Consider the following 20,436-nt stretch of genomic DNA (forward strand, 5'->3'; position numbering starts at 1 on the left):
ATCAGATAAACACGATACCAAGGATTTGTCGGCCAGCCAGTCGAGCGCTAACCGATAACGGATACGTTGTCAGACTTTACTCAACAAAGCAAGGATGTCCTATGCCACTCGCAGTGACATACAGCCGCGCGCATATCGGAATGGAGGCTCCTCTGGTCACCATTGAAGCGCATCTATCCAGTGGATTACCTGCCTTTAATATTGTCGGACTCCCCGAAGCGGCGGTACGTGAAGCCAAAGATCGGGTTCGATCTGCCATACTCAACAGCCAATTCGATTTTCCCAACGGTCGCATCACCGTCAACATGGCACCGGCGGATTTACCGAAACAGGGAGGTCAGTTTGATTTAGCGATTGCACTGGGTATTTTGGCCGCCAGTGAACAGATAGATGCCGCCAAACTTACCCAATACGAATGGTTGGGTGAGTTAGCGCTAAGTGGTCATCTGCGCAAAGGTCCTGGCGCTTTGCCTGCCGCGATCAGTTGTCTGCGAGATCGTCGGGTTTTGGTCTGCAGCCCGGAAAATGCTCAGGAGGCTTCATTGGTAGCCAACGCCTCTGTGTTGGCGGCAGAGCATTTACTGCAGGTCGCTCGGGCACTGAAGGATGATCAATACCGGTTAACCGAACCCCAGTTTCAACCGGAAGCCGCGCCCGCCCATTACCCGGATCTGCGCGATGTTAAAGGGCAACAGGCAGCACGCCGCGCTCTGGAAATCGCCGCTGCCGGTCGACATAATCTGCTTTACTTTGGTCCGCCAGGAACCGGGAAAACGCTGTTGGCCTCACGTTTACCAGGTATCTTACCGCCCTTGAACGATGACGAAGCACTGGAAATAGCGGCAGTGCAGTCGGTCTCCGGCGTTCCCCTAGAATGGCGTCGCCGACCGTATCGGGCGCCCCACCATACCGCTTCTGCTGCGGCATTGATCGGTGGCGGCAGCGTGCCACGCCCGGGAGAAGTCACTCTAGCCCATCGCGGTGTTCTATTTTTGGATGAGTTAGCGGAATTTCCGCGTACGGTATTGGATGTGCTCCGCGAACCGCTGGAAAGCCACGAAGTGTGCATTTCACGCGCGGCCAAGCAATGTACGTTTCCTGCCAACTTCCAACTGGTCGCGGCGATGAACCCATCGCCTGGTGGCTATGCGGCGGACGATCCGCGCTCGCATCGGTACAACGCAGAACAGATACAAAAATACCTATCGCGGTTGTCGGGGCCGTTTCTGGATCGAATAGACCTGCATATCGAAGTCCCCTCACTACCCAAAGAAGTCCTGATGGCTAACGAAACACCCGAAGATTCCGCCACGGTACGTCAGCGTGTCATTGCGGCCTGGAATGTGCAGATGACCAGACAGGGCTGTGCCAATTCAGCCTTAACGGGCAAAGCATTGGAACAGCATGCCATGTTAGGGGAAAGTGAGTTTCAGTTGCTCGACAAAGCAATGGATAAACTCGGCCTGAGCGCTCGGGCATATCACCGCTTGTTGCGCGTCGCTCGTACCATTGCTGATTTAAATGGACAAAACCACATTGACCGACAGGCCATCATTGAAGCATTGAACTGCCGGCAATTGGAGAAATTAACGGGCCGGCAGTAAGTGAAGAAAAAGAAACAGGGACGACCATCTGTGATGGTCGATTACAGATCCATATCGTATTCGATAACCACCGGGCAGTGCGGGCTTAAACGTGGCTCGCGGAGAATCTGCGCACTGATGACGAAATCGGCCAGGTTCGGGGTGATCAATTGGTAATCCAACCGTGAACCATTGGCCTGCGCTTCATCGAAAGGCCAGAAGGTGTGCTGACGATCCTTCTTATTCAGCAGACGGAAGGCATCCACAAAACCAATGGGGCCAAGCGCCTGGTCCATCCAAGCTCGCTCTTCCGGTAAAAAGCTGGGATCGCGCTGATGGCGTTCCCAATTGCCCAGATCGACAGAACGATGTGCGATCTGATAACAACCGGCAAAAATAAAATCACGGCGTTTACGGCGCGTTCGCTTTAAATGTTGTTGCAGAGCGTCCAGATATTCCAGCTTGCTGTCGATATCTTCCAGATACAAAGCTTCAGGCACCCACACGGAAGCCACACTGACGTTGTCGAAATCGGCCTGAATGAAGCCACCTTCCAGATCATAAAGCGGGTTACCAAAGCCACGAATAATGGCCTTCGGCATCGTGCGGCTATAGATGGCAGTGCCCGCGTGGCCATCTTTTTCAGCATCGAAGAAAAATGCGTTGTAACCGGGGACTTCCAGAAACGCCTCAGGTAATTGATATTCCTTAGCCCTAGTGTCCTGAACACAAACCACATCTGCATCCTGCTGCTCTAACCATTCTAAAAAACCACGCGCAGCTGCATTGACAATGCCATTTACATTAAGGGTGATGACCTTCATCTGTTCCTTCCAATCGTATTCTTCGCACTATAATACCGGACACCGTTCAATACGAGCAGTGCGCCGAACTGCGTATGTTACCTGAATTTGCGGTACAATGCGGCCAAATATCGTCTGATGACACTTATATTCTTTATTGTTTTTGAAAGGCCTGTTGAATGAATAGTACAAAATCCACGCAAAGTACAGTGGCACTGCAAAACTGGCAGCAAGAATTTATTGATTTTTCCATTTCCAAGAACGTGCTCCAATTTGGGGATTTTACGCTAAAGTCTGGCCGTCAAAGCCCCTACTTTTTTAACGCTGGACATTTCGACGATGGTTTGTCGCAGCAGAAGCTGGGCGAAATCTACGCGCAAACCCTGTTAGATTCTGGCGTCGAATTTGACATGATCTTCGGACCTGCATACAAAGGCATTCCATTGGCGACATCGACCGTGTACGCACTCAGCGCAAAACATGACCGCAATGTGCCTTTCGCTTTTAACCGTAAAGAAGCCAAGGAACATGGCGAAGGGGGAAACCTGGTGGGTGCGCCCCTGCAGGGCAATGTCGTTCTGGTTGATGATGTTATTACCGCGGGGACAGCCATTCGCGAAACCCTGGCCATTCTCGAACATCACCCCAAGGCAACATTGGTGGCGGCTGTGGTCTTGATTGACCGGATGGAGCGTCTCGCAGACTCGGAATTGTCGGCCATTCAATCATTGGAGCGCGATTTTGGCTTGCGTATTCTGCCAGCCATCCGCCTGGATCAGATTATGGCGCATATCGCCACGAAACCCGCGTTTGCGGAATTTTTACCGCAAATGGAAGACTATCGCCAAAAGCACGGTGTCGCCTGACGCGATAGTGAATTAAGCTATGGTTCAGATGTGATCGTATACGCTGTCCACCAAATTCGAGAATCGTAAATTGAGACGTTAATTCTATGACCTTTATTCGCAGTCTGATTATGACATGTATTTGCCTTAGCACCGCCGCATACGCGGGTCAGTTTTACCGCTGGGTCGACAGTGAAGGCAACACCTTCATTCAAAGCAGTATTCCGCCAGAATACGTTGCCGGTGGCTATGAGGTTATCGATGACAATGGCGTAGTCCTGAAAACTGTTGCACCTCAGATCAGTGACGCGGAGCGTCGTGCCAATGAGGCCGCGACGGTCTCCGCTGAAATGCAACGTGCGCGGGACGAAGAATTGCTCAAGCTTTATCGTTCCCCGTCTGACGTCGACCGGGCCATGAAGACCTGGCTGTCTCGTATGGATATGGAAGTACGCGTGAAGCAAAACCGCATCCGCATCAAAGAAAACGAATTTGATACTCTGCAAGCTAGAGCAGCGAACCTCGAAAAAACCGGGCAGGCGATCGATGAAGAACTGCTGGGAAAGATGAAAGCTATCGAACTAGAAATCGCCCAATTCAAACTGGAAATCCGACAGGTCGAGCTGCGTCAGGATGAGTCTAGGGCTGAATTCATGCTCGATCGCGAGCGTATGGTTGAGTTGTGGCAGATATTGCATGATGAACCTTGGGTAGAGCCAACCCCTTCCGAATAAGCAGCCACATTGGCTGCTTTTTTTTGGCCAAACGATTGAGTTATCCATCTTTCACTGGTCTTTGAACTAAATCCGTTCGTACTGGTCAGACGCTCAGACACTTTGGAGTATAAAAATGTTACGTGTATTTTTAGTCTGTTTGCTGTCTTGTTCGGTAAGCATGGCAGAAGTACTGCCTGAATGGTCAGGCTGGAATGACAACAATAAGGCAACGGTTGATCACGGCCTTTGGCAAACCTTTCTTGACGACTATCTGCGCAAAGATGATTTTGGCCAAACTTACTTTGCTTATGCGCAGGTTAGCTCAACAAAACAACAAGAACTGGAACGTTACATCCAAAGCCTTGAAGACACCGACCCATTAACCCTGAATAAAAACGAGCAAAAGGCTTACTGGTTCAATCTGTATAACGCGACCACGGTCAGGATTATCCTGCAAAACTATCCTGTTACCAGTATCCGCAAAATCGGCGGACCTTTCGGAGGTTTTATTCCAAGCGGCCCATGGAAACAGAAAGTGGTCGAAATTAATGGCCAGCCACTGAGCCTAGACGATATAGAACACGCCATTGTAAGGCCGAAATTCAACGATTACCGGGTGCATTTCGCGCTGAACTGCGCAGCAATGGGCTGCCCCAATCTGGCACAAAACGCCTACACCAGCGCGAATATCGAAGCGCTGCTATCAGAGGGGACACGCAGTTTCGTCAATCATCAGCGAGGGGTACGATTTCAGGGCGGGACATTGATCGTGTCGAAAATATTCGATTGGTATCAAACCGATTTTGTGGCCTCTGAAGACGAACTGACCACCTTTCTTGCTCAGTTTGCGGAACCAAAACTAAGAGCGCAGCTCAAAGGCTATACAGGCAACATAAAATATGAATATGACTGGTCATTAAACGAAGTTCGGGACTCACAATGAAAAAATTTATATTACTGGGCGTATTCGCCATCGCTGTCGGCGCTTATTTTTATTTCGATCTGGGACAATGGCTGACATTGGATCAGCTCAAAGCGCAACAAACCGGGCTTGAGCAGTACCGTGCCCAGCATCCCGTCTTAGTGGCTTTGGTCTATATCCTTACCTACATCGTTGTCACCGCCTTGTCTCTGCCCGGCGCGACTATCCTGACTTTGTCCGGCGGGGCGATATTTGGCGTGGTATGGGGCACTGTTTTCGCCAACATTTCCGCCACGATAGGCGCTACACTAGCCTTTTTAATTGCCCGTTTTGTCATTGGGGACTGGGTGCAACAAAAGTTTGGTGAACGTATTAGCGTTATCAACAAGGGGATTGAACAGGATGGCGCCTTTTATCTGTTTTCATTGCGACTGGTCCCCTTGTTTCCGTTCTTCATCATCAATGTTGTAATGGGGCTGACCAAAATTAAAACCCTGACCTTCTTTTGGGTCAGCTCCGTCGGCATGATTGCCGGAGCAGCCGTTTACGCCAACGCCGGGACACAACTGGCGAAGCTAGACAGCTTGGCAGGCATTGCTTCACCGGGTTTATTGATTTCGTTCGCCCTGCTTGGCCTGTTTCCGTTAATTGCCCGTAAAGGGCTCGATTGGCTGAAATCCCGCCGGGAAGCCTTGTTAACCGCAGAATCCGAGCGCTAGCCAACTATTGAACAGCCTCTGGTCAGCATCGGTTCTCCCCGACTGGCCAGAAAGTGCTAAACTGAGCAAACATTTATCAGTCAATGGGCGCCTTGGTGTTGCCGTTGTAGTTCCGTTTCAATGCGATTTCTTGCTTTACTGTTCAGTTCTTTTCTAATTTCAAACAGCGCTTTCGCCGACGCTAGAGCAACCTTGACCGTCGTATCGGATATCTGGCCCCCTTTTGTCATGGAATCTCCAGAAATGCCCGGTGTTGACGTGGAAGTGATGAGCGCCGTATTGGACCAACTGGGTTACGACGTCGATTTCAGAATCTACCCGTGGAAGCGCGCTCAGTTGATTACAGAAAGTGGTGAAGCGGATGCACTGTTGGATGTCTTCATCACCGAACCACGCAAAGCACTCTACTGGTTTCCGGATGAGCCCATCAGCAGCACCGAAACCGCTCTGTTTTGCCAGAATTGTGATCCAGACCAGCAGGTCACGGAAGCCGATTTCGAGCGGCGAACAATGATCATCAACCGGGGTTATCAATACGCTCGTTTTGGCAATAACCCCAACATTCGGAAATTCGAAGTGAACAACTTCGAACAAGGCTTCAAAATGCTGATCAGCGGTCGAGCGGACTATTATCTGGTCAACCGCACCGTAGGCCAGTTCACTCTGAACCAAATGAACCTGCAATACGTGCACCCTTTGAAGATGAAAATTGATGACCCTTCCGATGTTTATCTCGCCTTTAACAAAAGCGAAGCACTCAAGCCCATCAGCGACGCCTTTGCGCGCCAGCTTCGACAATTTAAAAAGACAGAGGCCTACCAGCGTATTCTTGCCAAATATGGAATACAGCCCTGACAAAACAAGCGTTCGCAGCCATGCGCCCTTTCGGTATACTGCCCCTTTTTAATTCCATCAGGCTCCTGACTATGCGCTCATTCCTGCCGACGCTCTTTTTGCTTATGTGTTCCATCACAATATTAACGGCCTGCGGAAATAAACCGGTGCAACTTGAGCTACCCAGCGAAACGCCAACAACCGCCGAGAACGCGGCACCGACCGGAAATTAAAAGGCTTTACAACATGACAATAGTTCCATTTCAGTATCAGAACAATGAACTCCAGGCTGAGCAGGTCTCGGTTGCTGCGTTGGCCAAGCAATACGGAACGCCACTGTATATTTACTCCCGTACCGCGATTGAGCAGCAATTCGATGCCTACCAGGCAGGCCTGGGTGATCACCCTGGGTTAATCTGTTACGCCGTTAAGGCCAACTCCAATCTAGGAGTACTCAGTGCCTTGGCAAAGCGCGGCGCCGGATTTGATATCGTTTCCGTCGGTGAATTAGAGCGGGTTTTAGCCGCAGGTGGCAACCCTAACAAAATCGTTTTTTCTGGTGTTGCCAAAAAAGCTGATGAAATGGCGCGTGCGCTGGAAGTGGGTATTCACTGTTTTAACGTGGAATCGAGCGCCGAGCTTGAACGCCTGAATCAGGTGGCCGCTTCGTTGGGCAAAATCGCCCCGATCTCCTTACGCGTCAACCCGGATGTGGATGCGAAAACGCACCCCTACATCTCAACCGGCTTGAAAGAAAACAAATTCGGGGTCGACTTCCGCCAGGCCAAATCCTTCTATCAACGCGCTCAAACCCTTGATCATATCAAGATCGTTGGCATGGATTGCCATATTGGCTCTCAATTGCTGGAATCGAAACCGTTTGAAGACGCAGTGGATCGTTTATTGGCCTTAGCGGATGAACTAAAAGCGGAAGGCATCGAACTTGAGCACATCGACATGGGTGGCGGTATAGGAGTGAAGTATACCGACAAGGACATCGAACCGGATGTCGCAGCCTATATTGCACGGCTGGTGAACCACCTGAAAGATCGGAAGCTGGCACTGGTCCTGGAACCCGGTCGCAGCATTGTGGCCAATGCCGGTATTCTGGTCACCCAGGTTGAGTATCTGAAAGATAACGGTGAGCATCACTTCGGCATCATCGATGCGGGCATGAACGATCTGATCCGACCGGCGCTGTATCAAGCCTGGATGGACATCAAGCCAGTCAAAATCACCAACCAGGGCAAATCAGCGCAGTGGGATATTGTTGGCCCCATATGCGAAACCGGCGATTTCTTAGGCAAAAACCGAGCCTTGTCTCTGCAGGCTGACGATCTGTTAGCCGTGATGTCGGCGGGCGCCTATAGCTTTGTCATGGCGTCCAACTATAATACCCGGGCACGTCCTGCCGAGATTATGGTTCAGGGCGAGCTGCACCAGGTGGTGCGACAACGCGAAACAATAACCGATCTTTGGGCGCTGGAGTCCATTGTAGACTGAGGTATCAATGCGGCTTAAGTTCACAAAAATGCATGGACTGGGAAACGACTTCATGGTCATCGACGGCGTCACCCAGAACGTTGAGCTCAATGCCGAAGATATCGAACGGTGGGCAGACCGACACTTTGGTATCGGTTTTGATCAACTGTTGTTGGTAGAGCCACCCACACGTCCTGACAGAGATTTCCGTTACCGAATCTTCAATGCCGATGGCAGCGAAGTGGAAAATTGTGGCAATGGCGCTCGCTGTTTTGCCCGTTTCGTCCTGGATGCTCAGCTCACCAATCGGCACAACATCCGCGTTGAAACCGCCGGCGGCGATCTGGAGCTGCAAGTTCAGGATGATGGCCAAGTCACCGTTGACATGGGCCGCCCACGGTTACGTCCTGAAAAAATCCCCTTTTTGGCCACCGACCGGGCGTTGCTTTACCCCTTGACCGTCGGTGACCAAACCCTGCAAATCAGCGCAATAAACATCGGTAACCCCCATTGTGTATTGCGCGTAGACGATGTTCTCACAGCCGATGTCGAAACCTTGGGACCGGCCATTGAAAGCCATTCGGCCTTCCCTCAACGGGTGAATGCCGGATTTATGCAAGTGGTTGACCGAAGCAAAATCCGCCTGCGCGTGTTTGAACGCGGTGTTGGTGAAACCCTGGCCTGTGGCACCGGCGCCTGCGCGGCCGTGGTTGCAGGGATTATCAACGGCTGGCTTGACGATACGGTTTCTGTCACACTGCCCGGTGGTGTTTTAACCATTCACTGGCCCGGCGAAGGCAACATCATGATGACCGGGCCTGTCAGTCGAGTATTCGAAGGGGTTTTGTCGTGACTGAAATGTACGACCCGATTGAAGTATCCGAAGACGATGTGGTGCGTTACCTGAAACAGCATCCGCACTTTTTCGAAGACCAGCAAAACCTGCTTAAAAAGCTGCATCTCAAACACGACAGTGGTATGGCGGTATCTCTGATTGAGCGTCAGAATCACATCCTGCGCAAAGAAAACACTGACCTGATTGACCGTCTGAATCAGTTTATCCGCGTCGCTCAACGTAACGACCAGTTGTTTTTGAACCTGCAAACGCTGGTCGTCGAGTTGATCGCCTGCCGTTCCATTAACGAAATCAGCAAAACATTGAACCGTGTACTCACCGAACGCTTTGACGTCGATGACGTGCAAATGGTGTTAACCAACCGGTTAACCACCGACGGTGACAATTGGCTCTATTGCGACACCGACACGCTGGTGAACCATTTCCCAGCGGCTATGAAAGAAGCCCGCCACGAATGTGGCGAATTTGACCTGCAAGCCCGACAATTGCTGTTCGGCGACAGTGAGATCAAGTCCGTGGCAATCGGATCCATCACCAAAGATGGCAAAGGAATTGGCATTATTGCGCTGGGTAGTCGCTCCGCCAGTCACTTCCGCTCCAGTACGGACACCCTATTTCTCGGGCACTTAGCCAAAGTAGTCAGCCAGCTGCTGGTGACGCTATAACGCAGGCTATGCACACCGATAGCGGGTGTGCTCAGCCCGGTTTGCGTTCTATCTGAATTTTTTCCATCAAGCTTAAGCCCACGTGCGCGTCGTAGTAGGCGGCTTCGTTAATGAACGCCCCGTAAACAACGCCATCGCCATCATAGGGCAGCGTTTCGCCGTCGAGCGTCATGAAAAACGGATCCCCTGGCGCGATGGGCTGATAATCCTGATCCTGCAACGCCGGGTGCAACATGGCTGTGATCTCACCTAATTCATTTTCCGGTAACTGCACTTTGCGGATGAAGCGATAGCCTTCACGCCGTTCCGGTAAATCCGGGACCGTGCCCAAGTTGTAGGCTTCGAGATAATCCAGGCAATGCAGAACGGCGGTTTTAGTCTCATTATAGACATCGGCCCGCAGCAGACCTTGCGGAATAGGACCCACCTCAATCAAAAATCCGTTGTGTCTTCCCAGGGAGGTCAGAAAGTTATCTTCCAGGCGGTCAGCAGGGTCAAAAAACAGCGTGGCGTGAGGCATTTTCTGTTGCACGTAAAACGCCATGCCCACCACCAAAGGATCATCGGTATTGAAAATCAACGACATGCCCATATTGGCCGTGGTCGTGTGCAGGTCAATAACAAAATCTACACGAGGATCTTCTTTCGGACCCAATAACGCGTTTAGGGATTTCGCGCGGTTCTGTTCATAGCCGCACAGCTCGTGATTGTTCAGATCCGCCAGTTTAAATTGGCGATTCAAATCCTGATCGATATAGCGCCGGTTCTGAGCATTGGCCTTCGGATTGGCCAGATGCATTTCGGTCACGAAGCTGCTGCGCGCCACTTCTTGGGGTTTCTGCCGCCAATGCTTGAGCAGATGAACGCCAGTCAGCTCGTTACCATGCGTACCACCGGTAATCGCTACGTGTTTGATTGAAGCCATGTCTGTGCAACCCTTTGAATGAGATAAAGCATGGGCCAGTGTATCGGGCTTCACGCTGCCCGACCAGTAGCCCAACGTGACGTTTACCGTCCCTTAACCGCGTAAACGCCGGGTGCGTTACGCCAATAACCTTTGTAATCCATACCGTAGCCAAAGACATAGCGGTCTTCACACTGCAAGCCAATGTAGTCCGGAATAATATCCGGCCGAGCTTTGCGATTGTGTCGCTTATCGACCAGCACCGCGATATGAATGTCACCAACCTCTTCGGTTTTAAAATGATCGACAATCGCGCCCAACGTGGCACCTTCGTCGTAAATGTCGTCAACAATAAGAATGTTGCGACCCTTGAGGGTCTGGTGAGGACGAGTACGCCATTGCAGTTTAGGCTCCGGATCGGGTTCAGCCTCTGTCTCGCCATAACGGGTGGCGTGCAAATAAGATATTTCCAGCGGAAAGCCCAGTTTGGTGACCAGTTTGCCGGTGAGTACCATGCCGCCGTTCATCACGCTGAACACGATAGGATTTTTGTCGGCCAGGTGTTCGCTGATACCGGCGGCCATGTTGTCGATAGCGCGCTCGACCTGAGATTCAGAAAACAGGCATTCAGCGTCCTGCATGACCTGTCTAATTTCGGAGGGAATGGAAACCATGTTTGTCTCTTGTGTGCTTGCGGATAATTAACGCGGGCTAAGCCCAGCGGGTTGTTATGATACACTGCGATTTTCGGCTGCAGTATAGCAGACCCCTCTCAGACAACTGAACCAGCACAGGAGTTCATCATGCGCATCGCCATGATTTGGGCAATGGCGGAAAATCGAGTGATTGGCCGCGACAACAAACTGCCATGGCATCTGCCGAACGATCTTAAATATTTCAAACGCCTGACCACCGGCAAGCCAGTCATCATGGGCCGTAAAACCTATGACAGCATCGGTCGGCCACTGCCAAACCGTATCAACATTGTGGTAACGCGTGATCCGTCGTTTTCCGCGTCTGGTGTGAAGGTCGTACACGATCTGCAATCGGCTATCGACCTTGCAGAAGCGGAATGCCTGATCTCTGGTGCCGATGAAGTCATTGTGATGGGGGGCGCTGAAATCTACCGTCAGGCTTTGCCGTTGGCAGACCGATTGTACATCACCTTCGTCCACGCTCAGGTCGACGGCGACGCCTATTTCCCGGAGTTCGACTTGAGCGCTTACCAGGAAATAGGCCGGGATGGTTTTCAGGCCGATGGTCCTAACCCGTACGATTATTCTTTCTGCATCTTCGACAAAGTCGCCCATTAGTGTCCTGTGTCTGAAGTTCGTATCGTTTCAGAGCTCATGGGAAGCGCTAGTACAAGGCGCTCTTCGTAGAGAATATCGAGATCTTTTCAAGGAGAGCAACGCCGTAATAGTGTTTTCCATGAGCTCCCTTCGGGCGCGACATTCAAGCTCTCTAGCGTTGTTCTGCCTCTTGCCAATGGAACAACCATTAACTGCGAGACACGCCTAGCTATAGAACTTGAATGGCACGCTGAATTCATGCGAACTTCAGACTCAGGACACTAGTGTCCTGTGTCTGAAGTTCGTATCGTTTCAGAGCTCATGGCACTACCGCCACGTTCAGGAAATTTGAACGTGGCTGACGAATTCTTTCGCTATCCTGTCCCCGTTCTTCCTCCTATTCTGCTGCCAACAAACAGACAGGAGAAGCAACATGACATTTCGAGCGGCAAACGAACGTGGCCGGGCAAATTTTGGCTGGTTGGACAGCCATCACACCTTCTCTTTCGGACACTATTACGACCCGAAACACATGGGAATTTCAGCGCTGCGGGTGATCAACGACGATGTGGTCGCGCCGGGCACCGGCTTTGATACGCACGGTCACCGTGATATGGAAATATTGTCTTATGTGTTGGATGGGGTTATCGAACATAAAGACAGCATGGGACATAAACAGCAGATCAGCGCCGGAGAGTTCCAGATCATGAGCGCCGGTACCGGGGTGACACACAGTGAGTACAACGCCTCGAAGGACGCGCGACTGCACTTTTTACAGATCTGGCTGTTACCGAATCAAATGAACGTGACTCCAGCCTATGGTCAGAAAACTTTTGCAAACACGGCGGGTTTAACGGCCATTGTTCACCCTTCAGCCGACGGCGCCCTGCGTGCGCACAGCGACGCCCGGGTGTATCGATATCTGGGCGGACAACCCGCAGCGATGACCAGTGACGGCCAACAGTTTTACGTGCATGCCGTGACCGGACCAATCCAGGTGGGGCTCACGACACTGCAGGAAGGCGATGGTCTGCACGTTGCGCAGAACGAACTGCACATTACCGGCGAGGCGAATACCGAAGCGCTGGTGTTTGACCTGCCCTAGTGGTCCATGCGTGAAATGAGGTAAGTAAAGCGCATAGCAATTGCGCCGAAGGCAAGGTGGAAAAGCAAAGGCAAAGTGGTGCTCTGTCGAACTATTCCAACGCAGGCTTCGGTACGAGAGTGAAGCGATCTGCCACCTTTTTTCCGCATGGCCTACTTGTGTCCGGAGTCTAAAGTTCGCATGTCTTCAGCGCTTCCCATGAGCTCTGAAACGATACGAACTTCCGACTAAAGACACTAAACGTGTTGATCGATTAAGATCGCATTACCGTCTGGGTCCAGCAGAGAGATGTGGGCCGGTCCTGAACCGTCTGGGTCGGCCGTTTCTTTCAGTTCAACACCCTGGCTTTGCAGGTGCCGTTGAATAACGCGTACATCGTCGAATGCATTCAAGGTTTGTGCATCCTGATCCCAGCCTGGGTTAAAGGTCAACACGTTGCCTTCAAACATGCCCTGAAACAGGCCAATAATATGGTCACCGTTTTTCATAATCAGCCAGCGTTGATCTTCTTCACCGCCGAATTTTTCAAAACCGAGTTTTTGGTAAAAAGCTTTTGAGGCCTGCAAGTCTTTCACACTTAAGCTGACCGAAAACGCACCAAGTTTCATCGTGTCCTCCTTTTAGTTCAGATTCAGTTGATGGACTGCAAGCTCATCCACAAGGCAGGGTACCCCGTCTGAAGCCGAACAAAAAGGCTGCTTCAATTACTTGTTTTCAGCTCCGATTACGCCAGCGGGGAATCGTCGCTGTGTCGAATCAACAGAATCAGCACAAGCGCCAACACAGCGCACACACACAGACCTATTAAAATAGGCAACAGCGTGTCATTGAAAAACCAACCCACCACACCGGACACCAAGACCGCGACGACGTTAGAAACCGAACCAATAACTGCAGCACCAATACCGGCCATGCGACCCAGGGGCACCATGGCCAGCGAATTCAGGTTACCAAACAGAATGCCCACGCAGAAAAACATGGCAAAGCCCAGCCCCATAAAGATTACCAGCGGAGGTACGCCCTGATAGAAGAACGCGATTACAACCAGAGTGGTCGCCAAAGTCAGCATCCCCAGTAAGCCCAGAATCGACAACCGTTGCGCACCGAAACGCATAACCAGAGAGCTGTTGGCCAGAGACGCCAGCCCGATGCCGAAAGCCAGTGCCGCGAAGTAGTATGGGAAGTTATCCCCCAATTGATAGATGCCCTGAAAGATTGCCTGCGCTGACGCGACATACGACAGCAACCCGCCAAAGACCAGACCCGCTGTAATCGAGAAGCCCAGTACCCGTGGGTGCTTGAGCACCTGTAATGCGGTTTTAAGAACGCTGCCCAAGCGGAACGGACGGCGGGATTCAACCGCGAGCGTTTCCGGCTGACGGACATTCAGCCACAGCGCGGCAAAGACCGACAAGCCAATAAACAACGCAAAGATTGCACGCCAACCCCAGAGATGGAGTATGCCCTGACCGACGATCGGGGCAATCATGGGGACCAAAATAAAGACCATCATAACGAACGACATAACACGCGCCATTTGATCGCCCACGTATTTGTCCCGAACCAACGCCATAGATGCGATACGCGGACCGGACACGCCGATGCCCTGAATCACGCGCCCAAGCAATAGCATGGGCAAGCTGGTGGCCATCATCGACACCACCGACCCCACGCAAAACAGCGCAATGCCAGACAAAATACCAAAACGACGACCATAGGCGTCGGACAGCGGTCCAAACAACAATTGTCCGAAGGACATTCCGAAGATCAGCGAGGTAATGACCCACTGTGTCTGGCGGTAGTCAACCACCGATAAATCATCAGCAATGTTGGGCAGCGCAGGCAACATCGCGTCAATGGATAACGCGACTAACGAGGTGATGAGCGCAATAAGGGCAATAAATTCCGGCAGCGATGGGCCGCGCACTACGGGCTGAGTCGTCGAAATGGTCATTGGCTTCCTAAAATCTGTTTACGGGTATCCAAACCGCCGGTTCTTTATCAAAAAGACAGGCTGAAATGAAAAAGGGAGCGGATGTTAACACAGATGAACGGACAGTTTTTAACCAATTTACGGAGCGTTACAACCGCGATTTGGCAACAAAAGCGTACGGACAAACGCCTTCAAAATTGGGACCTTTGCCGTCTGGGATCTGGACACCCGCGACAGGCGGTTTATGTTTAACAAAGGGCCTGTTACCACAAGTAAAGAGGCCCAACGATTATAACCGCTCACAACACAACAGCCGACGCAGTGATCCTGCCGAACGCGCATAATAGAGAGAAGGACTGGGCCATGAGTTTTTTTGACCACAAAGACTTTGACAATCACGAACAGGTAACCTTTTTTACCGACCCGAAAACCGGTTTAAAAGCCATTATTGCCATACACAACACCACCCTCGGTCCATCCCTGGGCGGCACACGATTTTACCCTTACGCCAGCGATGAAGACGCCCTGACCGATGTTCTGCGGCTATCGCGCGGTATGACCTATAAATCCGCCATGGCGCGATTACCCCTGGGTGGTGGTAAATCGGTCATCATCGGTAACCCGAAAACAGACAAGACCCCGGAATTGTTACGTTCGTTTGCGCAAAGCCTGAATCGACTGGGTGGCCGTTACATTGCTGCAGAAGACTCCGGCACCTCCGTTGCCGACATGAAAATCATCCATGAAACGTCGAATCACGTGAGTGGCTATCATGAGAAAAAAGACGCCCACGGCGGCAACAAATCGGGCGATCCATCGCCGGCCACCGCTTACGGTTGCTATCTCGGCATCAAAGCGGCGGTAAAACACCGCCTGAATCTGGATACATTAAAGGGTTTAACCGTGGGCATTCAGGGCTTGGGTAACGTCGGCTACCGACTGGCTGAAATGCTTGCGAAAGACGGCGTCAAGATTGTCGCTTGCGACATCAACGACGAGGCGCTAAGTAAAGCGGAAGCTGAATTGGGCGCAACCATCGTCTCCCTGGAGGATATCTACAGCGCTGAAATGGACGTGTTTGCCCCTTGCGCACTGGGCGCCTCAGTAAACCTAGCGACGGTTGATAAACTGACGGCCAGTATCATCGCCGGCAGCGCCAACAATCAGCTCGACACGCTGTCGACAGGCGAGTTACTGCACGCTCGCAACATCTGCTATGCACCGGACTACGTCATCAATGCCGGCGGTATTATCGATGTCTGCTATGAACAGATCGGTCAATATGATCCTGCTGCGGTGAACAAACACATCGAGGGTATTTACGACACCCTGATGGAAATTTTCCAGCGTTCGGCGGCGGATAATATTCCGGCGTCGCATCTGGCAGACACCATCGCACGGGAACGGTTAGCCGAAAAGCACCCTGTTGTTGAGTTCAAACAGACGGCATAACCAAAAAAAAAAAATGCAGCCGCTCTGGCTGCATTTTTATTGTCTCGTCCTGTTGTTGGCATGCTCAGTCTGCGATCAAATAATCCGAGCGCCCCGGGTATCGTGCCATGGCTGTTTTGTGCTTTTTAAAACCCAAACTCCTGTAGAAGTTCACTGCCTCAAACGATGAAGTCAATCCGGTTAAGAGTGCTTCGTTTCCTTCACGCAGCGTTTCAATCAGCATCCTGCCTATTCCCTGTTTCCGGTACGCTGGCAATACCGCAACGTCATGAATCCAGGCATAGCATTCGCCATCGGAAATCATCCGGCCCGCACCGACAATTCGACCATCCTGCCAGCCGGTGACATAGCGATAACTGTTCTCATAAGCCCGCCGGATTTTCGCCAAATCACGACGTTTACCATGCCCCAGAAACATATCCGTTTCGTCATAAAGATCGACCAACAATAGCCAATCCTGTTCCTGTAACAACGTTTTATACTCAATCACACGAAAGTCCTTAACCGAAAGGTTAGCGATTTTAAACCCTGCGCTGCGGCTGCGACATATGCAGAAAGCGTGTGAAAATATCGATGGGCTTATCGACACCACAGTCGGCGAGGATCATACCGATGTTCCCGCGATGATAGGCGCCATGGATCAACAGGTGCGACAATATCTCGCGCACCGTCATATTGCCCTTGTCACCGTCGGTAAAGGTGAATGAGACAAGCCGGTCCAACGTGTCGTCGGTGGCTTTCGCAACGTAATCGATAAACCACTGATCGCTGTGAGCAATATTTTTCTGCAACTCAGTCAGCAAAGGCGTCTCATCGGTATTTACCCAATGGTAACCATGTTCTTGCTGCAAAATGTGCGCTTTAAAAATCTGATCCGTCACATAGGTATGGTTGAGCAATCGCACCGCCAACCGGAACTTTTCTGGGAAGGTATCAGAATCGATCTGACGGATGTGGTCAATCAACTCGGCGTTTGCCCATTTTTTGTAGTCGTATTCATTCTGCATCTTACACGCTCCCAGGTGATCACCGGTAATCTGCCATATTTTCGACGACCGTCAAAGATGTCTGTCTCACAACTCGCCACTCACGGCAGATATTGCCACCGGCGTGCCATTAAACGCTGCGTTACCGGTCAGCTCGTCGATCCGGTTCGGGTCCGTGATGTCATTTATACTGACACCCGGCTGCGATTGGGCAACGTGCATTTGAGTGCCCGACCGGTTGTGCCCCCAGCCCTGCGGAATACTGACCACACCGGGCAGAATGTCATCGTTAATCACGACCGGTAATTCAATGGTTCCAACTCGTGACGCCACGCGAACCTGTTGCCCGTTTTGCACGTTCAACACAGCCGCATCGTCACTGTGCATCTGCACCGTGACCGGGTTCTTGCCTTTCACCAATCTTTGCGAATTCTGCGTCCAGGTATTATGACTGCGCGCCAAACGTCGACTGATTAATGTAAAAGGAAAGTGTTCGCGCAACGCATCCTGCTCCTGTTGCCAACGACTCAACCGGGGTAAATCGGCGACAAAAAAATCCGGTGCGAGAACGATCCGTTCATCGTCGGTTTGAATACGCTGCATCAGGCACGGTTGCAACGCGCCAAGGTCGACACCGTGAGGATTGTCCCGGAGCGTGGACAAGCTCATGCCTTGTTCAGCGTAGGCGCCCTGTTTTAAACCGGCATCCAGAATCTGTTCCGGTGTTGTGTCATCGTCTGCCATACCGGTCAACGCCAGCGACAGTGCTTTCAAAATTTCCCAGTCATAACGTTGCTCGTCTTTTTTGGGGAATAAAGGTTCTGAATATTTCGCGGTATTGCGCACGGCGAACGCGTTAAAAAACAGATCATAGTGCGGCACTTCCAGCCCGGTGGCGGCCGGTAAAATGATGTCAGCGTGTTGCGTGGTTTCGTTGATGTATATGTCTACGGCGACCATGAAATCGAGACTTTCCAGCGCGTGCGCCAGACGCTCACCGCCCGGGCTGGATAACACCGGATTACCGGCAATGGTCAGCAGCGCTTTAATCTGCCCCTCGCCCGAGGTGAGAATTTCGTCGGCCAGAGTCGCAACCGGGAACTCGCTGTTGAAATACGGCAAGTTGCGCACCCGGCTGTTAAAACGCCCATAATTCCCTGGCTTGCCTTTTTTCGGGCGAACCATTTCAAAGGCAGGTTGCGGGAACATTGCCCCACCGGCACGATCAAAATTCCCGGTAATTATGTTCAGTGCATTGGTTAACCACTGACAGAGACCACCAAAGGTCTGCGTCGACGCGCCCATACGGCTGTAACAAACAGCGCTGTCAGCATCCGCGAAATCCAGGGCCAGTTGCCGGATGGTTTGCGCGGTTGTGCCACAGGTGTGCGCGACACGTTCGGGCGTAAAGTCACGACTGACGGCTTCCAGCTCGGCCAAACCGTCCACGTGATCGGCCAGATGCCTCAGGGACACTCGCTGCTCAGAAAACAGCGTCTGGATCATGGCCAGTAACAGCAGCGCGTCGGTTTCCGGTCGGATAAACAGGTGCTGGTCTGCTTTTTTCGCGGTTTCCGTCCGTCGAGGATCAACCACAGCGACTTTTCCGCCGCGTTCCTGAATCGCTTTCATGCGCCGTTCCACACCCGCCGCACTCATCATACTGCCGTTGGAGACCACCGGATTGCCGCCAATAATCAACCAAAAATTGGTACGGTCAATATCCGGCACGGGAATCAGTAACCCGGCCCCGAGCATGAAATTCGACGCCACATGGTGCGGTAACTGGTCCGCCGACGCGGAACTGAAGCGGTTAAAAGTGCCTAGCGCCTTGAAAAACGTTGGCAAGGTCAGCGCATTGCCATAGTTATGCGCGTTCGGATTCCCCAGATACACGGCCACCGCGTTCTGTCCGTGCGCTTGCTGAGTCGCCCGTAATCGCTGGGCAATTTCAGTTATCGCCTCCTCCCAACTGATGTCCTGCCAGCCGTCGGCGGTGCGCTTTAGGGGTGTTTTTAGTCGGTCAGGGTCGGTGTAATAGTCCTGCAAGGCGACCGCTTTCGGGCAAATATGTCCCTGACTGAATGGATCTTCCTTGTCGCCTTTGATCGACAGGATTTCACGGCCCCGATGTTCAATCACCAGGCCACACATGGCCTCACAGATATTACAGGTGCGATAGTGGCGCTGAATCTCGCTCATGTTGCTCTCTCATTCGTTTGTTGTTGTTTTTATTCGACCAGCGCTACAGCTTGAAACGGATGGCGGTAATGCCTCTATCGTGGCGGGTGAACTCGCACGGCGCAAGTTTGCCCCCGAATTAATGAAATTCGTACACAAAAAGCGATTAAAACGTCAAGCCCTGGCCCGCACGGATTTGTCGGATAATGCCTGCGCATTCACATATCGCTGACGAAACTCCCTCGGTGTCATCGCTTTGCATTGACGGAAATGACGGTTGAAGTTCGACAGGTTCAGAAAACCGACTGACTCGGATATCAGCGCAATAGGGCGCTCGGTATTAATCAGTAACTCACAGGCCTTACCGATACGGTATTGTTTCAGATGTTCGGAGAAACTTTCGCGGTAGTGTTTACTGAACAAACGTTGCAGGCTGCTTTTACTGGTGTGCAATTGAGCAGCCATCTGCTCGATAGTGATCTGTTCGTGGTAATGCTCATCGATAAATTGCGCAATGTGCGCAACGCGGTCCTGATCTTTACTGTCCACCACCAACGCCAGAGGTCCGTATTTATTCATTCGCTGGCGCTGCGCATTGGCCATGACGATTAACACTTCGAGGAAACGATGGCTTTGCAGGCTGATATCCAAATCGTCGAAGTTTTCTATCAACGCGTTCACCGCCTCGGCGGTGTGGGTGTCAAAGAGCAAGCCATGCCGGGCATCGGCCAGCAGGGTTTCCAACACGCTCAACTCAGGCATAACCGCCAGAATCCGGTTGACCCAACCCGCGCTGAACCACAATACATATGCATTGTTCTGATCAAACTGCCCCCGCGATTCCATGTAACTGGTGTGGGGCAGATGCGGTCCAAACATGGCCAGGGTATTGTGATGAAAGTCACCACTGTAGTTACCCGCAAACAGCTGGCCATGACTGTGCCGCAACAGGACGATCTCGTATTCCAGGTGGTAGTGCCAGTCGAAACGGCTTTGCGGGTAATTCATAGCCTTGAGCCGCCAATTGAAATGACGTTCACGACTCACTTGCTCGATATATGGCTTCACTTGCTCATTTGCCCCACGAAGTACGCTAAAAATGAAACGATAGTATCAGTAAATGCACCCTGCTCACCACTTTTTGCAGTGGGAATCCGT

At 51.8% G+C, this 20,436-nt stretch carries 22 protein-coding genes; 12 read left to right on the forward strand and 10 right to left on the reverse strand.

Annotated elements, in window-relative coordinates; translation table 11 throughout:
• The first annotated feature begins 101 nt into the window (after window positions 1-101).
• Window positions 102-1,604 (forward strand): YifB family Mg chelatase-like AAA ATPase, encoded by a 1,503-nt coding sequence (locus IYN85_RS14495; RefSeq protein ID WP_196159619.1) that lies wholly within the window; start codon window positions 102-104, stop codon window positions 1,602-1,604.
• A gap of 41 nt (window positions 1,605-1,645) precedes the next feature.
• Here the strand turns inward: IYN85_RS14495 and IYN85_RS14500 are convergent, their stop codons facing one another.
• The gene (locus IYN85_RS14500; RefSeq protein ID WP_196159620.1) at window positions 1,646-2,407 is read right to left on the reverse strand and encodes an exodeoxyribonuclease III; all 762 of its coding nucleotides are present in this window, start codon (window positions 2,405-2,407) and stop codon (window positions 1,646-1,648) included.
• A 194-nt stretch (window positions 2,408-2,601) separates the two neighbouring features.
• Here IYN85_RS14500 and pyrE point away from each other — a divergent pair, with 194 nt between their 5' ends.
• The 4 genes from pyrE (at window position 2,602) to IYN85_RS14520 (ending at window position 5,588) form a co-directional block, all read left to right on the forward strand.
• On the forward strand, window positions 2,602-3,252 hold the full coding sequence (gene pyrE / locus IYN85_RS14505; protein ID WP_196159759.1) for an orotate phosphoribosyltransferase: 651 nt from the start codon (window positions 2,602-2,604) through the stop codon (window positions 3,250-3,252).
• 110 nt (window positions 3,253-3,362) lie between these two features.
• Window positions 3,363-3,965 (forward strand): DUF4124 domain-containing protein, encoded by a 603-nt coding sequence (locus IYN85_RS14510; protein WP_196159621.1) that lies wholly within the window; start codon window positions 3,363-3,365, stop codon window positions 3,963-3,965.
• Window positions 3,966-4,080: 115 nt separating this feature from the next.
• Window positions 4,081-4,890, forward strand: coding sequence for a DUF547 domain-containing protein (locus tag IYN85_RS14515; RefSeq protein WP_196159622.1), 810 nt, complete (start codon window positions 4,081-4,083; stop codon window positions 4,888-4,890).
• On the forward strand, window positions 4,887-5,588 hold the full coding sequence (locus tag IYN85_RS14520) for a TVP38/TMEM64 family protein (protein WP_196159623.1): 702 nt from the start codon (window positions 4,887-4,889) through the stop codon (window positions 5,586-5,588). Before IYN85_RS14515 ends, IYN85_RS14520 begins: the two co-directional genes overlap by 4 nt.
• Before the next feature lie 80 nt (window positions 5,589-5,668).
• On the opposite strand, the gene IYN85_RS14525 is transcribed toward IYN85_RS14520, so the two are convergent.
• The gene (locus IYN85_RS14525; RefSeq protein ID WP_196159624.1) at window positions 5,669-5,818 is read right to left on the reverse strand and encodes a hypothetical protein; all 150 of its coding nucleotides are present in this window, start codon (window positions 5,816-5,818) and stop codon (window positions 5,669-5,671) included.
• Between IYN85_RS14525 and IYN85_RS14530 the strand changes: the two genes are divergently transcribed.
• The 4 genes from IYN85_RS14530 (at window position 5,817) to IYN85_RS14545 (ending at window position 9,425) form a co-directional block, all read left to right on the forward strand.
• A complete protein-coding gene (locus tag IYN85_RS14530; RefSeq protein ID WP_196159625.1) occupies window positions 5,817-6,443 on the forward strand; it encodes a transporter substrate-binding domain-containing protein in 627 nt (208 codons plus the stop codon). The two genes, IYN85_RS14525 and IYN85_RS14530, sit on opposite strands and share 2 nt — an antisense overlap.
• Before the next feature lie 225 nt (window positions 6,444-6,668).
• Window positions 6,669-7,925 carry a diaminopimelate decarboxylase gene (gene lysA / locus IYN85_RS14535; RefSeq protein WP_230390744.1) on the forward strand — a complete coding sequence of 419 codons (1,257 nt, stop codon included), beginning with the start codon at window positions 6,669-6,671 and terminating at the stop codon, window positions 7,923-7,925.
• 7 nt (window positions 7,926-7,932) lie between these two features.
• Window positions 7,933-8,757 (forward strand): diaminopimelate epimerase, encoded by an 825-nt coding sequence (dapF, locus tag IYN85_RS14540; protein WP_196159626.1) that lies wholly within the window; start codon window positions 7,933-7,935, stop codon window positions 8,755-8,757.
• 5 nt (window positions 8,758-8,762) lie between these two features.
• Window positions 8,763-9,425 carry a DUF484 family protein gene (locus IYN85_RS14545; protein ID WP_230390777.1) on the forward strand — a complete coding sequence of 221 codons (663 nt, stop codon included), beginning with the start codon at window positions 8,763-8,765 and terminating at the stop codon, window positions 9,423-9,425.
• A gap of 31 nt (window positions 9,426-9,456) precedes the next feature.
• On the opposite strand, the gene IYN85_RS14550 is transcribed toward IYN85_RS14545, so the two are convergent.
• Window positions 9,457-10,350, reverse strand: coding sequence for an aspartoacylase (locus IYN85_RS14550; RefSeq protein WP_196159628.1), 894 nt, complete (start codon window positions 10,348-10,350; stop codon window positions 9,457-9,459).
• A gap of 83 nt (window positions 10,351-10,433) precedes the next feature.
• Complete coding sequence (locus IYN85_RS14555; RefSeq protein ID WP_196159629.1) at window positions 10,434-11,003, reverse strand: hypoxanthine-guanine phosphoribosyltransferase; 570 nt, start codon at window positions 11,001-11,003, stop codon at window positions 10,434-10,436.
• Between the two features lie 129 nt (window positions 11,004-11,132).
• Between IYN85_RS14555 and IYN85_RS14560 the strand changes: the two genes are divergently transcribed.
• The gene (locus IYN85_RS14560; RefSeq protein WP_196159630.1) at window positions 11,133-11,642 is read left to right on the forward strand and encodes a dihydrofolate reductase; all 510 of its coding nucleotides are present in this window, start codon (window positions 11,133-11,135) and stop codon (window positions 11,640-11,642) included.
• A gap of 412 nt (window positions 11,643-12,054) precedes the next feature.
• Window positions 12,055-12,726, forward strand: coding sequence for a pirin-like bicupin family protein (locus tag IYN85_RS14565; protein ID WP_196159631.1), 672 nt, complete (start codon window positions 12,055-12,057; stop codon window positions 12,724-12,726).
• Window positions 12,727-12,962: 236 nt separating this feature from the next.
• Here IYN85_RS14565 and IYN85_RS14570 read toward each other — a convergent pair whose 3' ends face one another.
• A complete protein-coding gene (locus IYN85_RS14570; protein ID WP_196159632.1) occupies window positions 12,963-13,334 on the reverse strand; it encodes a VOC family protein in 372 nt (123 codons plus the stop codon).
• Window positions 13,335-13,450: 116 nt separating this feature from the next.
• Window positions 13,451-14,680: a multidrug effflux MFS transporter gene (locus IYN85_RS14575; protein ID WP_196159633.1), complete on the reverse strand. Its 1,230-nt coding sequence runs from the start codon at window positions 14,678-14,680 to the stop codon at window positions 13,451-13,453.
• A gap of 342 nt (window positions 14,681-15,022) precedes the next feature.
• On the opposite strand from IYN85_RS14575, the gene IYN85_RS14580 reads away from it, so the two are divergent.
• On the forward strand, window positions 15,023-16,111 hold the full coding sequence (locus IYN85_RS14580; RefSeq protein WP_196159634.1) for a Glu/Leu/Phe/Val dehydrogenase: 1,089 nt from the start codon (window positions 15,023-15,025) through the stop codon (window positions 16,109-16,111).
• A gap of 64 nt (window positions 16,112-16,175) precedes the next feature.
• Here IYN85_RS14580 and IYN85_RS14585 read toward each other — a convergent pair whose 3' ends face one another.
• The 4 genes from IYN85_RS14585 to IYN85_RS26420 form a co-directional block, all read right to left on the reverse strand.
• Window positions 16,176-16,601: a GNAT family N-acetyltransferase gene (locus tag IYN85_RS14585; RefSeq protein WP_370592208.1), complete on the reverse strand. Its 426-nt coding sequence runs from the start codon at window positions 16,599-16,601 to the stop codon at window positions 16,176-16,178.
• 31 nt (window positions 16,602-16,632) lie between these two features.
• Window positions 16,633-17,118 (reverse strand): DinB family protein, encoded by a 486-nt coding sequence (locus IYN85_RS14590; RefSeq protein WP_196159635.1) that lies wholly within the window; start codon window positions 17,116-17,118, stop codon window positions 16,633-16,635.
• A gap of 66 nt (window positions 17,119-17,184) precedes the next feature.
• The gene (locus tag IYN85_RS14595; protein WP_196159636.1) at window positions 17,185-19,299 is read right to left on the reverse strand and encodes a molybdopterin-dependent oxidoreductase; all 2,115 of its coding nucleotides are present in this window, start codon (window positions 19,297-19,299) and stop codon (window positions 17,185-17,187) included.
• A 153-nt stretch (window positions 19,300-19,452) separates the two neighbouring features.
• Window positions 19,453-20,346: an AraC family transcriptional regulator gene (locus tag IYN85_RS26420; RefSeq protein WP_196159637.1), complete on the reverse strand. Its 894-nt coding sequence runs from the start codon at window positions 20,344-20,346 to the stop codon at window positions 19,453-19,455.
• Window positions 20,347-20,436 lie beyond the last annotated feature (90 nt).

The organism is Reinekea sp. G2M2-21, assembly GCF_015687175.1.
Taxonomy (GTDB): Bacteria; Pseudomonadota; Gammaproteobacteria; order Pseudomonadales; family Natronospirillaceae; genus Reinekea.

Coding starts and splice junctions, on each gene's coding strand:
- IYN85_RS14495 (WP_196159619.1), top strand. CDS start 102: ATGCCACTCGCAGTGACATACAGCCGCGCGCATATCGGAATGGAGGCT.
- IYN85_RS14500 (WP_196159620.1), bottom strand. CDS start 2,407: ATGAAGGTCATCACCCTTAATGTAAATGGCATTGTCAATGCAGCTGCG.
- IYN85_RS14510 (WP_196159621.1), top strand. CDS start 3,363: ATGACATGTATTTGCCTTAGCACCGCCGCATACGCGGGTCAGTTTTAC.
- IYN85_RS14515 (WP_196159622.1), top strand. CDS start 4,081: ATGTTACGTGTATTTTTAGTCTGTTTGCTGTCTTGTTCGGTAAGCATG.
- IYN85_RS14520 (WP_196159623.1), top strand. CDS start 4,887: ATGAAAAAATTTATATTACTGGGCGTATTCGCCATCGCTGTCGGCGCT.
- IYN85_RS14530 (WP_196159625.1), top strand. CDS start 5,817: ATGGAATCTCCAGAAATGCCCGGTGTTGACGTGGAAGTGATGAGCGCC.
- IYN85_RS14525 (WP_196159624.1), bottom strand. CDS start 5,818: ATGACAAAAGGGGGCCAGATATCCGATACGACGGTCAAGGTTGCTCTA.
- lysA (WP_230390744.1), top strand. CDS start 6,669: ATGACAATAGTTCCATTTCAGTATCAGAACAATGAACTCCAGGCTGAG.
- dapF (WP_196159626.1), top strand. CDS start 7,933: ATGCGGCTTAAGTTCACAAAAATGCATGGACTGGGAAACGACTTCATG.
- IYN85_RS14545 (WP_230390777.1), top strand. CDS start 8,763: ATGTACGACCCGATTGAAGTATCCGAAGACGATGTGGTGCGTTACCTG.
- IYN85_RS14550 (WP_196159628.1), bottom strand. CDS start 10,350: ATGGCTTCAATCAAACACGTAGCGATTACCGGTGGTACGCATGGTAAC.
- IYN85_RS14555 (WP_196159629.1), bottom strand. CDS start 11,003: ATGGTTTCCATTCCCTCCGAAATTAGACAGGTCATGCAGGACGCTGAA.
- IYN85_RS14560 (WP_196159630.1), top strand. CDS start 11,133: ATGCGCATCGCCATGATTTGGGCAATGGCGGAAAATCGAGTGATTGGC.
- IYN85_RS14565 (WP_196159631.1), top strand. CDS start 12,055: ATGACATTTCGAGCGGCAAACGAACGTGGCCGGGCAAATTTTGGCTGG.
- IYN85_RS14570 (WP_196159632.1), bottom strand. CDS start 13,334: ATGAAACTTGGTGCGTTTTCGGTCAGCTTAAGTGTGAAAGACTTGCAG.
- IYN85_RS14575 (WP_196159633.1), bottom strand. CDS start 14,680: ATGACCATTTCGACGACTCAGCCCGTAGTGCGCGGCCCATCGCTGCCG.
- IYN85_RS14580 (WP_196159634.1), top strand. CDS start 15,023: ATGAGTTTTTTTGACCACAAAGACTTTGACAATCACGAACAGGTAACC.
- IYN85_RS14590 (WP_196159635.1), bottom strand. CDS start 17,118: ATGCAGAATGAATACGACTACAAAAAATGGGCAAACGCCGAGTTGATT.
- IYN85_RS14595 (WP_196159636.1), bottom strand. CDS start 19,299: ATGAGCGAGATTCAGCGCCACTATCGCACCTGTAATATCTGTGAGGCC.